The organism is Gaetbulibacter sp. NE, from assembly GCF_025548475.1.
GTDB lineage: Bacteria > Bacteroidota > Bacteroidia > Flavobacteriales > Flavobacteriaceae > Gaetbulibacter_B > Gaetbulibacter_B jejuensis.
The window spans coordinates 149,563-162,408 of the sequence record NZ_JAOQHY010000006.1 but is presented as its reverse complement, the minus strand read 5'-3'; the positions used below and the strand labels follow the sequence as shown (position 1 = coordinate 162,408).

12 protein-coding genes are annotated in these 12,846 nt (G+C 32.1%); 6 read left to right on the top strand and 6 right to left on the bottom strand.

Annotated elements, in window-relative coordinates; all coding sequences use genetic code 11:
• Positions 1-636: an HAD family hydrolase gene (locus OD803_RS09310; RefSeq protein ID WP_262733220.1), complete on the top strand. Its 636-nt coding sequence runs from the start codon at positions 1-3 to the stop codon at positions 634-636.
• On the opposite strand, the gene OD803_RS09305 is transcribed toward OD803_RS09310, so the two are convergent.
• Both OD803_RS09305 and OD803_RS09300 read right to left on the bottom strand, forming a co-directional pair.
• Complete coding sequence (locus tag OD803_RS09305; protein WP_262733219.1) at positions 633-1,121, bottom strand: hypothetical protein; 489 nt, start codon at positions 1,119-1,121, stop codon at positions 633-635. The genes OD803_RS09310 and OD803_RS09305 overlap by 4 nt on opposite strands.
• Positions 1,118-2,008, bottom strand: a complete 891-nt coding sequence (locus OD803_RS09300; RefSeq protein ID WP_262733218.1) for a hypothetical protein — start codon at positions 2,006-2,008, stop codon at positions 1,118-1,120. The genes OD803_RS09305 and OD803_RS09300 overlap by 4 nt, the downstream gene beginning before the upstream one ends.
• 132 nt (positions 2,009-2,140) lie before the next feature.
• On the opposite strand from OD803_RS09300, the gene OD803_RS09295 reads away from it, so the two are divergent.
• Positions 2,141-2,980, top strand: a complete 840-nt coding sequence (locus OD803_RS09295; protein WP_262733217.1) for a DUF4349 domain-containing protein — start codon at positions 2,141-2,143, stop codon at positions 2,978-2,980.
• A 37-nt stretch (positions 2,981-3,017) separates the two neighbouring features.
• On the opposite strand, the gene OD803_RS09290 is transcribed toward OD803_RS09295, so the two are convergent.
• Positions 3,018-3,575 (bottom strand): DUF4256 domain-containing protein, encoded by a 558-nt coding sequence (locus tag OD803_RS09290; protein WP_262733216.1) that lies wholly within the window; start codon positions 3,573-3,575, stop codon positions 3,018-3,020.
• 113 nt (positions 3,576-3,688) lie between these two features.
• Here OD803_RS09290 and OD803_RS09285 point away from each other — a divergent pair, with 113 nt between their 5' ends.
• The 3 genes from OD803_RS09285 to OD803_RS09275 are packed head-to-tail and all read left to right on the top strand — an operon-like array spanning position 3,689 to position 6,906.
• Positions 3,689-4,285, top strand: a complete 597-nt coding sequence (locus OD803_RS09285; RefSeq protein WP_262733215.1) for a SprT-like domain-containing protein — start codon at positions 3,689-3,691, stop codon at positions 4,283-4,285.
• A 5-nt stretch (positions 4,286-4,290) separates the two neighbouring features.
• The gene (locus OD803_RS09280) at positions 4,291-5,370 is read left to right on the top strand and encodes a mannose-1-phosphate guanylyltransferase (protein WP_262733214.1); all 1,080 of its coding nucleotides are present in this window, start codon (positions 4,291-4,293) and stop codon (positions 5,368-5,370) included.
• Between the two features lie 57 nt (positions 5,371-5,427).
• Positions 5,428-6,906, top strand: coding sequence for a DUF389 domain-containing protein (locus tag OD803_RS09275; RefSeq protein WP_262733213.1), 1,479 nt, complete (start codon positions 5,428-5,430; stop codon positions 6,904-6,906).
• A gap of 5 nt (positions 6,907-6,911) precedes the next feature.
• On the opposite strand, the gene OD803_RS09270 is transcribed toward OD803_RS09275, so the two are convergent.
• The gene (locus tag OD803_RS09270) at positions 6,912-7,679 is read right to left on the bottom strand and encodes an ABC transporter ATP-binding protein (RefSeq protein ID WP_262733212.1); all 768 of its coding nucleotides are present in this window, start codon (positions 7,677-7,679) and stop codon (positions 6,912-6,914) included.
• Entirely contained in the window at positions 7,679-8,416 is a 738-nt protein-coding gene (locus OD803_RS09265; protein WP_129761479.1) for an MlaE family ABC transporter permease, read from the bottom strand. The genes OD803_RS09270 and OD803_RS09265 overlap by 1 nt, the downstream gene beginning before the upstream one ends.
• Positions 8,417-8,527: 111 nt before the next feature.
• On the opposite strand from OD803_RS09265, the gene pafA reads away from it, so the two are divergent.
• Complete coding sequence (pafA, locus tag OD803_RS09260; protein WP_262733211.1) at positions 8,528-10,192, top strand: alkaline phosphatase PafA; 1,665 nt, start codon at positions 8,528-8,530, stop codon at positions 10,190-10,192.
• 82 nt (positions 10,193-10,274) lie between these two features.
• On the opposite strand, the gene OD803_RS09255 is transcribed toward pafA, so the two are convergent.
• Positions 10,275-12,824, bottom strand: coding sequence for a T9SS type A sorting domain-containing protein (locus OD803_RS09255; RefSeq protein WP_262733210.1), 2,550 nt, complete (start codon positions 12,822-12,824; stop codon positions 10,275-10,277).
• Between the last annotated feature and the right edge of the window lie 22 nt (positions 12,825-12,846).

Here is a 12,846-nt window from a genome sequence, read left to right as displayed (position 1 = left end):
ATGTCTAAATACAAGTGTATTATTTTTGACTGTGATGGTGTGTTGGTCGATAGCGAGCCAATTGGTAATCAGGTGTTGGTTGATATGGCTAATAGTTATGGAGCTGATATAGATTTAGATTATGCGTTTAAGCATTTTAAAGGAGGTTCAATATATACTTGTAGAGATAAAATTCAAGCGTTGGTAAATCAACCACTATCTCAAGATTTTATAGCAGAATATAGAAGACGAAGTTACAATGCGTTTAAAGAACAAATTCAACCAGTAGAAGGTGTAAAAGAGGTGATTGAGTCATTGTCTATTCCTTTTTGTATAGCTTCAAGTGGGCCAATTGAAAAAATACGCCTTAACTTAGAACTTACTGGTTTGCTGCCTTACTTTGAAGACAACATCTTTAGTTGTTACACTATCGAAAAATGGAAGCCAGAACCAGATGTGTTTATTTGGGCTGCAAAAACTATGGGTTTTAAACCTGAAGACTGCGTAGTGATTGAAGATAGCTTAACAGGAATACAAGCTGCTAAAGCAGGTGGTTTTGATGTTTTTGGATTTACTGCTCATGATTACAATAACGAATTAGAAGCAGAAGCAACTACTACCTTTAATTCAATGGAAAAACTATTGGAATTAATCTAATTGTTTTTTTCGAACTTTACTTTTGTAGCCGTAAGCTCAGCGTTGTCAATAGTTATTTTTTCTGAACGTATAATTGCAGTTATTGAGTCTTTTTGTGAGCCTCTATCAGTAATAATATCAAAAGCAAGGTGTAGTTTAGAAACAGAATCAGAAAGTGTTTCAGTATTCACTTTAGTTACGTTTTCAATATGTACTTGTCTTGTAGTGTTGGGTAAGCTAACAGAGTTGTTAGAAAGGTTTTCAATTTGCTTAGCGATGTCCACTTCAAATTCAGGATGATGTTTTAATAGTAAAGACAAATCATAAAGCTCTTGAAGTTTTTGAGAAGCCACAGTTTGATATTCAAAGTCTTCTTGTGTGCTCAAATAATTATCAAGATCATCAATTACTGATTCAGCAGCGGCATTGTCCTCATTAAAAGTTTTTGTTTCATTAGCGCATGAAACAAAAAGTAATACCCAAAAACCTATTAATATCCTTTTCATTTTACAATAAATTTAAGCATTACAATTTTACCATTAACCAGTCGCTTGTCTAGAATTTCAATAGATTTCAAACTGCTAGTAGGTATGGTTAATGTTCTTATAAACTTGTCCTTGGTATAAAGCTCTATACCAATGTTGTTTGCAAACAATTGGTATATTTTTGCATTGTCAGCTATTAAATTATTAAGCTGTGTTTTATGCGTAGACCAATCTTTAATATTGCCATTGGTATAGTAGTGCAGCATTAACGCATAATCATCAGGAGCTAATTTGACAGTTTGGTTTTTATTTGAGTCAATTGACCTTACAATGGTATCAGTTTTATGATATGGAGATTGTACAACAAAAGTGATGGTTTTTTCTTTTGTGGTAAATTCAAAACACCCAAGACTATCGGTTTTGAAATGTAAAGGAGATTCTCCGTTTTGTAGTACTTTAATATCCAAAGGTATTCTTGTGATGGCTTCATTTTTAATTTCATCAACAAAACAAAAGTGAAATTCATTTTTCAAACTCTTACTATAAAAAATAAGCATAATTATAGGTAGTGCTGTAAGCCAATATAGCTGTTTTTTGTTTTTCTTTTTTGTTGAATTTGAGAATACATGCGCTTCTTTAAAAGCGTGCCAATTGTTAAAACCAACATACAGACTTAAGAGATTAAGCATGTCTATTCGAGGTAGCTTTTCAGGTTCGTTTTTAAAATAGGTATAAAACCATTTTTCGCTAACCTTTGCTTTTACCTTACTAAATAAATCTTCTTGAAAGGCAACAATGTCTTCTCCTTTCCATTCTTCAATAGCATTAGGTGCACTATAATGCTGCAAAAAAGTAGTTGCAACAGTCTGTTTTAAAAGATTAAAATGATATGAATGTTCTGGATTCAAATAGTATAAACTGCTGTTTTTCAGTGTTGTTTTTAATTGTAAAATAGTTTACAAAAGCATTTCTGGAGCTTTACAATATATAATTAGTATTGCGTAATAGGTTTGCTATGTAAATTTTAAAAATATAAAATTATGAACGCAAATCCATTAAAATCAGTATTTAAAATTATAACTATAAGTTTATTTGTTATGCTGCTTTCAGCATGTCAAAATGAAAGTTATAAAGAAAATGTATCAGTAGCAGATACTGCTGTGTCAGAAGAGTATGAGGCAGTAACTTCAAAAACCGAACCATCAACAAATACAATTCCCAACAACTTAAAAATTATTAAGTCGGCAAATGCCAGATATAAGGTAAAACATGTAAAGGCTGCAACGAAGAAAATAAAGCAAATTGCTTTAAACTTTGACGCTTATATTTCCGACTTAAGATTTCAAAACGATTTATACAGAATCGAAAACAGGTTTACTGTAAAAGTGCCTCAGCAGCATTTTGATGCTATGATGGACTCTATAAGTGCAATTGTTGAATTTGTAGAGTATGAGAATATTACCACACAAGATGTCACTGAAGAATATATTGATATTGAAACCAGATTAAAAACTAAACTAGAAGTAAAACAGAGGTATGAAACCATATTACGACAAAAAGCCAAAACAGTTGAAGAAATTTTAGCAACTGAAGAAAAACTTCGTGTGATACAAGAAGAGATTGAAAGCGAACAAGGACGACTTAAATACTTAACCAACAAAGTAGCTTACAGTACCATACAAATAGATTTATATGAAACGGTTGATTACAAAGAAGAGCCAACGAGTTATAAAAAATCATTTTGGAGCAAAACTAAAGAAGGCTTAGTTTTTGGTTGGAATTTTATAGAAACCATTGTGTTAGGAATCATTCATATTTGGCCGTTTATTATTTTAGGTAGTTTATTATTCTTTGTGATTAAAAAAAGAATAAAAAAATAAAAAGGTTGGTCCTCTAGAAAATACCTAGAGGACTTTTCTATACTTTTAAACAACCACGAAATCCTCTTGCTGCATAATAAGATTGTGCTCCATTGTGATAAACAAAAACAGTATCATAACGAAAATCAGCAAAAAGAGCACCTCCAAGTTTTCTTATGTTTTCAGGAGTTTGTATCCAACTAGATGTTTTGGTGTCAAAATTTCCTAACTCTTGTAAAGCTCTATATTGTGTTTCGGTTAATAACTCAATTCCCATTGCTTTGGCTACATCAATGGCATTGTTTTCTGGTTTAAATTTCTTGCGAGATTCTTGAGCTTCAAAGTCGTAGCAATAGCTTCTACGTTCATTAGGGCTTTCAGTTGAGCAGTCAAAAAACAAATATTCATTTGTTTTGGAGTCAAAATCTACAACATCAGGTTCGCCACCTGTTTGTTCCATTTGCTGTATGGACCATAGTTTTTCAGGGTTTTCTTCAAGTCGTTTTTGTACACTGTCCCATTCAATACTATTATGTCTGTGCATATTTTTTTCAAAACGTAGTTTGAGAATTTTAAGTAGTTGATCGCTGTCGTTCTTTGTCAATTGTTTTTTCATATAAAAGCAGCTTTTAAATCAGAACAAGAAAATTAATGGTTTTATCAGATAATGACGAATTTATGTCTTTATTTTTTTAAAAAACTAAATACAAAACCTTTATTTTTGTTGCGATGCAAAATACACTTCAAAATTATATTCCAGAAAGTGCACTTCCAAAAGTTTTAGAGCTTTTAGACCATGACCATTTAACTGTAAAGGTGAAAAATGAACGTAAAACCAGACATGGAGATTATAAACGTTTACCAAATGGAGCACATCAAATTACTGTAAACTCTAATTTGAATAGGTTTAGGTTTTTAATTACACTTATTCATGAAATAGCACATTTTGAAGCATACAAAGAATTTGGACGCTTTATAAAACCTCATGGAGTAGAGTGGAAGCACACCTTTCAGAAATTGATGCTACCGTTTTTAAACCCTAACGTTTTCCCAAATGAGCTTTTACCTCTATTAGCAAAACACTTTAAAAACCCAAAGGCATCTAGCGATACAGATGCACCATTGGCCTTAGCATTAAAGCAATTTGACGAACCTAATGATAAAACATTTGTTTTTGAAGTACCTTTGGGTAAAACATTTAAGCTTTACAATGGCAGGATGTTTTTAAAAGGAGAAAAGCGCAGAAAGCGTTTTGAGTGTGTTGAGGTAAAATCAGGAAAAGTATATCTTTTTAATCCAAACGCAGAAGTAGAATTACTAAACTAATAACAATGAATAAGAATTATTATGCAATATTAATGGCAGGTGGAGTTGGTTCCAGATTTTGGCCTGTAAGTACTCAAGAGTATCCAAAGCAATTTCATGATATGTTAGGTACTGGTGATACACTTATACAAAAAACTTTTAATAGATTGTCTGAGCTTATTCCAAAAGAAAATATTTTTATTCTTACTAATGAGCGTTACAACGATTTAGTGTTTCAGCAGTTGCCAGATGTTACAAAACGACAAGTAGTTTTAGAACCTGCAATGCGAAATACAGCACCTTGTATTTTATATGCGTCTTTAAAAATTCAAAAGGAAAATCCTGATGCAGTAATGATTGTTGCACCAAGTGACCATTGGATAGAAGACGAAAACGCATTTACACAAAATGTAAAACAAACCTTTGAGTTTTGTGAACAAAACGATGCCTTAATGACTTTAGGTATTCAACCTACTTTTCCAAATACAGGATATGGTTATATTGAGTTTGATAAATCGTCTAATCAAGATATAAAACCAGTAAATCAGTTTAGAGAAAAACCAGATTATGAAACTGCCAAATCATTCATTGCACAAGGAAATTTCCTATGGAATGCAGGTATTTTTATGTGGAGTGCAAAAAGTGTGATTAAAGCCTTTAAAAGCAATCAACCAGAATTGTATAGTTTGTTTGAAACAGGAATTGAGGCTTATAATACCGATTTGGAAGATGGTTTTATTCAAGAAAGTTATGCCAAGGCAGAGAATATTTCAGTGGATTATGCCATAATGGAAAAAAGCGAAAATGTGTTTGTGCTGCCAGCTACTTTTGATTGGAACGACCTTGGTACTTGGGGAAGTCTTTATGATAAACTAGATAAAGATTCTGATAATAATGCAGTTGTGAATGCTAAAACTTTGACTGAAGATGCTTCGGGAAATATGATTAGAAGTAAAAAAGATAAAATTGTAGTTGTTGACGGTTTAAAAGATTACATAATTGTTGATAAAGACGAAGTTTTGCTTATCTTCCCTAAAGCAAAAGAACAAGACATCAAAAAGGTACTTCAAAATGTGAAAGAAAAATTTGGAGAGACCTATGGTTAATTGTTCATAAAGTAATTATTTTAGATCAAATTATTACAAGGTTGGAATTTTAAAGATATGAGCAACGAAAGTAAATTTAACTTCTCTGAAGACGAGCAAATACAAAAAGATAAAGACAAAGCTGTAGAAGAGAAAAAAGAAGCTGTTAGAAAAGATGCAAAAGGTCTTTTTGCTAGTATATCTAACTTTTTAAGTGAGCTTCTAGACTTTAGAGATGATACAGATAGAGATGCAACTATTGCTGCTATAAAAGCCGATATTCCTTTTAAAGGCGCTACGGCTTGGATTTTAGTGTGTTCAATAATGGTAGCTTCAGTAGGACTAAATGCTGATTCTCCTGCAGTTGTTATTGGAGCCATGTTAATTTCTCCATTAATGGGTCCTATTTTAGGTATTGGTATGTCTATTGCGCTCAATGATATTGATACACTTAAGAAATCATTGATAAACTTAGCGATAATGATTGTGTTAAGTTTACTCACAGCCTTTTTGTTTTTTAAATTCTTTCCAACTGCTGATATACAAACCAATGAGATTTTTGGACGTACCAAACCAGATATTAGAGATGTGTTAATCGCTTTTTTTGGTGGAGCAGCTTTAATTATAGCTAGGACTAAAAAAGGAACTATAGCATCAGTTATTTTTGGTGTTGCTATTGCAACAGCTTTAATGCCTCCTTTATGTACAGCAGGTTATGGACTAGCGCATAACTGGGAGTTCTTCTTAGGAGCAATGAACCTGTTTACCATTAATACTATATTTATTGCTCTTGCCACTTTTATAGTATTAAAAGTGTTGCGTTTTCCTATGCTTAGATATGCAAACTCTAAAAAGAGAAAACGTATTGCTCAGTTAGCGTCGTTAATTGCTGTAGTAGTAATGATTTGGCCAACATTAAGTTTTATAGATTTTATTACAGAGACAAGGTTAAAAGGAGATTATGAGAGTTTTATTGAAAATGAGGTAAAATCTAATAACGACCTTTGGTATCAAAAAGGAATACCTCATTATACTGATAAAAAAATAACACTATACTTTAATGGTGAAATTTCTGAAGCTACTGAAACTGACTTAAGAAACGAGTTGAAACAATATAATAACATTAGTGATTTTACACTTGAGTTCTTTGGAAACAAAAACAGAAGCTTTGATAAATTATCTGATGCTTACGATAGAGCTATTAATGAACTAGATAGAAAAGACATGATTATTTCTGGTCTAGAACAAGAGATAAGAGAATTACAACAAACCATTTCTGGGTTAAATGGTCAGTTAGAAACTAATAACACTTCAAATGCGATTGCATTTTCTAGTTTAGCGAAAGATGCTAAAATTAAGTTTTCTGATTTAGACTATTTTGGATATTCAAAAAGACTGGAGTCTAAAGACTTTATAAAAGTAGATACAGTAACAATTGCTAATATTAAATGGAAAACTAACGTTAGTGATAGTATTGCTTTAGTAAAAGAAGGTGAGTTGCTAGCTTGGTTAAAGCAAACTCTTAAAACTGAAAAAATAAGTGTAAAGAGAGAATAGTTTTTTTAGCTATTCTCTTCTAAGTACATTCTTCGTACTTTTTTAAATAATTCAGAAGAATATACAAAGTTTGTTACTGCTTCGTTATCGGTTTTAAAAATTGTGTCTTTAGAGCCTTCCCATTCTTTTAGTCCGTTTTTAAGAAATACGATTTTTTCGCCTATTTCCATCACTGAGTTCATGTCGTGAGAATTGATTACAGTAGTAATGTTGTACTCGTCAGTAATTTCCTGTATTAAGTTGTCAATAACAATTGCAGTTTTAGGATCTAAACCAGAGTTAGGTTCATCACAAAATAAATACTTAGGATTGTTTACAATAGCTCGAGCAATGGCAACACGCTTTTGCATTCCACCACTAGCTTCACTTGGCATTTTATTGTGAGCATCGTCAAGATTAACACGCTTAAGCACAAAATCTACACGATCTTGCATTTCACTTTTACTTTGTTTAGTAAACATACGTAATGGGAACATTACGTTTTCGGCAATCGTCATAGAATCAAAAAGTGCACTCCCTTGAAATACCATGCCTATTTCGGCTCTTAAATTTCGTTTTTCATCAGGACTTAGCTTGTTAAATATTTTTCCTTCGTAAGCAATAGAGCCTTCTTCATAATCAAATAAACCCAACAAGCATTTTAAAAAAACTGTTTTACCAGAACCACTTTGCCCAATAATAAGATTGGTTTTGCCTTTTTCAAAAGAGGTTGTAATTCCTTTTAAAATATGAGCTTCTCCAAACGATTTATGTAAATTTTTAACTTCTATCATTAGCCTAATAACAAACTGGTTAGTAAAAAGTTTAAGAGAATAATTACAACACTGGTCCAAACAAATGAGGTTGTACTAGCTTTACCTACTTCAAGAGCGCCACCTTTCATGTAATATCCATAAAATGAAGGTATGGTTGCTAAAATAAAAGCAAAAACTATTGTCTTTATAAACGCATATGTAATATGGAAAGGAATAAAATCTGTTTGAATACCTATAACGTAATCTTCTAAAGTACCATAACCACCATACACACATGCAGCCATACCACCAAGAACGCCTAAAAACATTGCAATGGAAATCACAAAAGGATAAAGCATAAGCGAAATGAATTTAGGGAAAACAAGATAGTTTAACGAGTTAATTCCCATAACTTCTAGAGCATCAATTTGCTCGGTTACTCGCATAGTTCCTATGCTTGAGGTAATAAAAGAACCCACTTTACCAGCCATAATAATAGAGATAAACGTTGGAGCAAATTCTAGCACTATCGATTGTCGAGTAGCAAAACCAACAAGGTATTTTGGTATTAAAGGGTTGTTGATGTTTAATGACGTTTGTATTGCAACAACGCCTCCAACAAAAAAGGCTATAAATGCAACAATGCCTAAAGAGCCAATAACTAAATCGTCAATGTCTTTTAATATCAACTGCTTCATTACGCTCCACTTCGTAGGCTTGCGGAACATTTCAGCAATCATCAAAAAATATTTACCAATATTATGAAGGTACGTCATAGTATAATTTGTTACTGCTAAAGTAAAAAAAACTTACAGGTATTTAACCTTAATTTTAAATTATGATGTTTTAAAATCTGTATTTTTGGGCTTCGTTTACAAATCACAACAATGAAAAGACATTTAACACTATTAGTATTATTGGCAATTACCATATCATGTAAAGCCCAACATGAAATTACAGAGATAGAAACTCAGTATGAGCATGATTTAACTTCAAGACCAAAATTGGTTGTAGGTATTGTAGTTGACCAAATGAGATACGACTATTTAACACGTTTTTATAACCGTTTTAGAGAAGGTGGATTTAAACGAATGATAAACGAAGGGTTTAACTGCAAGAACAACCATTTCAACTATATCCCAACAAAAACAGGACCAGGACATGCATCGGTTTATACAGGAACTACACCAAAATATCATGGTATAATTGCTAATGATTGGTATGATAAAGATGCTAAACAAATGGTGTACTGTGCAGGAGATGACTCGGTAGAATCAGTAGGGACAATAAGTTCTTCAGGCAAAATGTCACCACAACGCATGTTAACAACCAGTTTTGCTGATGAAAATAGATTGTTTACTCAAATGCGAGGAAAGACCATTGGTATTTCTATGAAAGATAGAGGAGCAATTTTACCTGCAGGACATACTGCTAATGGAGCATATTGGTTTCATGGTAAAAATGAAGGAAAATGGATATCGAGTACTTTTTACATGAACGATCTTCCGCAATGGGTTAAGGATTTTAATAATTCAAATGTTGCGCAATCTTATTTTAAAGTTTGGAATACCTTATACGATATCAATACTTATGTTGAAAGCGGTAGCGATTTAAACAATTTTGAAGGAGGGTTTAAAGGTAAGGAAACAGCAACTTTTCCTTATGATTTGGCTGCTTTAAAAGACTCTAATGGAGGTTTTGATATCCTTAAAGCAACTGCTTATGGAAACGACCTTACTACAGATTTTGCTTTAGCTGCAATTGATGGAGAGCAATTGGGTAAAGATAATATCACTGATGTTTTGGCTTTAAGCTACTCAAGTACTGATTATGTTGGGCACAATTTTGGTGTGAATTCTAAAGAAGTTCAAGATACATACCTTAGACTAGATAAAGACTTAGAGCGATTATTTAATCATTTAGATGCGACAGTTGGTAAAGGAGAATACACTGTGTTTTTAACAGCAGATCATGGAGCTGTTGATGTGCCTTCATATTTACAATCGGTTAAAATTCCTGCTGGGTATTTAAATAACTCAAAAACTAAAGCTGATTTTAATGAGTTTATGACTGCTACGTTTGGAGCGTCTGATTTAGTTGAAAATGTAAGCAACGACCAAATATTTTTAAATAGAGAAAAACTAAAAACTCTAGATTTAGACTTAGATGATGTACAAGAAGCTATTGTTGATGAGTTAATTACTTATGAAAATGTATATAAAGTGTATTCATCTAAAACAATGAGTACAATGTCGTTTGACTCAGGAGTAGAGCAATTACTTCAAAAAGGGTATAATCAAAGACGTTCTGGAGATATTTTGGTAGTGCCAAATCCAGCACATATTTCATACAGTAAAACAGGTTCAACTCATGGTAGTGGGTTAAATTATGATACACATGTGCCTTTATTATTCTTCGGAAAAGGAATTAAGCATGGAGAAACATTTCAAAAAACCGTAATACCAGATATTGCACCAACAATTTCGGCATTTTTAGGTATTAGTTTTCCTAATGGTGCAACAGGACAACCTTTAGGGTTTGTTTTAGATTAGTCTTTGTGTGTCTTAACATCTATAAAAAAAAGCTGATTAGATTATCTAATCAGCTTTTTTAGTAACTATATTAAAGGTTGTATTATTTTAGTAATATATTTTTATGTTGAGATGTTCCGTTTTCTAGTGTAACCTTCATTATGTAATATCCTCTAGGTAATCGGTTTACATCAATTTGCTGTGAAAGTGAATTTACAGAGTTATGAATTTGAATTGGTTTTCCATGGATGTTGTAAATTTCAATTACAGCTATCTTTGAGTTTTCACTTGAAACAGATAGCTTATTGGTAGCTGGATTAGGGAAAACATTTATATTGTCTTGAGATTTTCTTGATAATGCTGAACAACTTCCATTAAGAAATTCAAAATGATCATCAACCCATTTAAGGGTACACCATGGTGTTTCAGAGCCACAATTTGATATGATTTTAAAAGATAGGCATTCTTTATATTTTCCAATCAAATTTTTCAGGTCAAAATAGTTGTAAGAGGTAACATGAGTATTAACACCATTCTCTGAAGGATCATAATCAATATCACACTTAGGGTTTTCGGTAAAAAGTATGGTGTATTGTTCAGCTTGTTCCTCAGGATCCCATGTTAAAAGAAGTCCATCTTCTTCTAGTTTAACTTCTTTTATTTCATTACACTCAATTGGGCATGGTTCAAATGATATGCCTTCAATAGTTTTTAAAACCTCATACATACTGCCATTGAAATCTTGATATGATGTCGTAATTCTAAAGTTATAATTCCCTACAAGACCATTTATAAAATATGAATCTAAGATTTCGAAACAAAAGTTACCATTGATAATAGATGGATTTCCTGGAAGACTATAAATAACTTGATTGTTATTGTCTATATCTATAATGTCAAGTTCCATATTAAACAAGTAAGGACCAGTTACATCATCATAACAATATGTCCCACATATTTCAAAGCTAAAACCATTAATAAGATCTAAATCATCACATTTAGGTATTTCAGAAGAAACCTGTATTGGATTTTCATCACATGGATTTGGTGCTTCGCATGCATCAAAAGAAAGCTTATAAGCAGTATAGCTTAATTCGCAAATTCCATTACTAGTTGTTAAATTAGCATTAATTCGAAAAGCATAATTTCCACTATTGTTGGCGTTAGCCATTATTTGCCAATCAATAACATAGTTAATATAGAGTATTCCGTTTTGAAATAGACCACTGTCAATAGCAGAAGTGGGAAGGGTCGCGAAAATTTGGTTATTATCTAAGTCAATAATATCTAAACTAAAATTGTTACTGTAATAATCTGCATTTGCTTGGTTTAAATCATAGCCTGCAGGTGTAATAATTTTAGTGTTTAAATTAAAATACCAAAATTCCTCTAAACTTTCACAATTAGGGATTTTATTTTCTATAGTAATACTTGTGCCTTCACATGGGTCTGTGTCACAGTTATTCGTATTGTTCTGAATTTGGACCTGTTGAGGTAGTTTTCTAGTAACTCTTCCTAAATCGATTTGGTTTGATTGATAGTTGCAACCAAGTCCAAGGGTGTTTGGAGAATTAATAACATCTAATTTCGTTCCGCTCTTAGGAACATAAATTTTATTGTCAATACCACGTACTAGGGTAGGTGAATTAGATAAACCATTTCCACCTTGAAAAGAATTTAATATAATTCCTGATAAGTAAGGTGAAGATGTTTGTAGGTTCATTTGTCCTATATTATAGGAGTTATTAGTTTCATCAGCAAGTATTGAGTATAGTACTTGACTGTTTTGCGAAAATTCAAAAGCTTGAAAAGGTTCATAAGGACTAGGGTTTGGATTGCTAGGATTAACATAACTAGAATTTCCTTTTTCATAAGTAAATGTTCCTGTTAAGTTGTCAAAAGTAAATACATATGCTCTATTTACTCTTGTAAAACCATATGGTGGAGGGTCGTTGTCAATTAGTATTTTGGCATAAGCTATACGTTGCATATTAGGTGAAATACTAATTCCAGATGTACCTTTAAAACCAAAATGGTATTCTGAAAATTGATCTTCTGGTGTTATTACAGGTGTGTTTGAAATACCATTAGAGGTTATTAATATAGAGAGCAATTCATCAAAAGGGTTTAATATCAACCAATATGATTCTCCATCGGCATGAGTTGCTACAGTCATATGATTTTCTCTACGGATTTCATCCTTTTCTGCAATTGGCAATAAATTTAAATTAGTGTTGAGGTTAGTAATAGTATTGTTCTCTATATCTACAATTGAATAAAAATAGTCATCTCCTATGGTTGGATGATCAATTAATATTGTAAATACATAATATTTATTGCAATCCCCTGGCATTGGTACAATTGAAACAGTTCTTGACCCTCCGTTTAATCCAGAACCAATAACTTGGTGGTTACCGTTCCACACAGTACTGCCATCTGTATAAAATAATAGGTTGCCGTCATCATCACTTACTGTTGCTGACTGATAATGAAGGTTAGTAGTTTGTCCATCGAAAATAGGAGTAGCAGCACCATTAAAATTAAGACCAGCTCCATTTCCAAAATACCAATTAGCATTTTCTTGTTGCCCAAAACTAATCATGTTAAAACACAAAAAGATAAGGAGAGTTAATTTGTAAAAGTTTAGTTTCATAAAATTTGAATTTAATTAAACA

What these genes read in the sequence shown, in the direction of transcription:
- OD803_RS09310 (WP_262733220.1), top strand. Translation starts at nt 1, where the DNA reads ATGTCTAAATACAAGTGTATTATTTTTGACTGTGATGGTGTGTTGGTC.
- OD803_RS09305 (WP_262733219.1), bottom strand. Translation starts at nt 1,121, where the DNA reads ATGAAAAGGATATTAATAGGTTTTTGGGTATTACTTTTTGTTTCATGC.
- OD803_RS09295 (WP_262733217.1), top strand. Translation starts at nt 2,141, where the DNA reads ATGAACGCAAATCCATTAAAATCAGTATTTAAAATTATAACTATAAGT.
- OD803_RS09290 (WP_262733216.1), bottom strand. Translation starts at nt 3,575, where the DNA reads ATGAAAAAACAATTGACAAAGAACGACAGCGATCAACTACTTAAAATT.
- OD803_RS09285 (WP_262733215.1), top strand. Translation starts at nt 3,689, where the DNA reads ATGCAAAATACACTTCAAAATTATATTCCAGAAAGTGCACTTCCAAAA.
- OD803_RS09280 (WP_262733214.1), top strand. Translation starts at nt 4,291, where the DNA reads ATGAATAAGAATTATTATGCAATATTAATGGCAGGTGGAGTTGGTTCC.
- OD803_RS09275 (WP_262733213.1), top strand. Translation starts at nt 5,428, where the DNA reads ATGAGCAACGAAAGTAAATTTAACTTCTCTGAAGACGAGCAAATACAA.
- OD803_RS09270 (WP_262733212.1), bottom strand. Translation starts at nt 7,679, where the DNA reads ATGATAGAAGTTAAAAATTTACATAAATCGTTTGGAGAAGCTCATATT.
- OD803_RS09265 (WP_129761479.1), bottom strand. Translation starts at nt 8,416, where the DNA reads ATGACGTACCTTCATAATATTGGTAAATATTTTTTGATGATTGCTGAA.
- pafA (WP_262733211.1), top strand. Translation starts at nt 8,528, where the DNA reads ATGAAAAGACATTTAACACTATTAGTATTATTGGCAATTACCATATCA.
- OD803_RS09255 (WP_262733210.1), bottom strand. Translation starts at nt 12,824, where the DNA reads ATGAAACTAAACTTTTACAAATTAACTCTCCTTATCTTTTTGTGTTTT.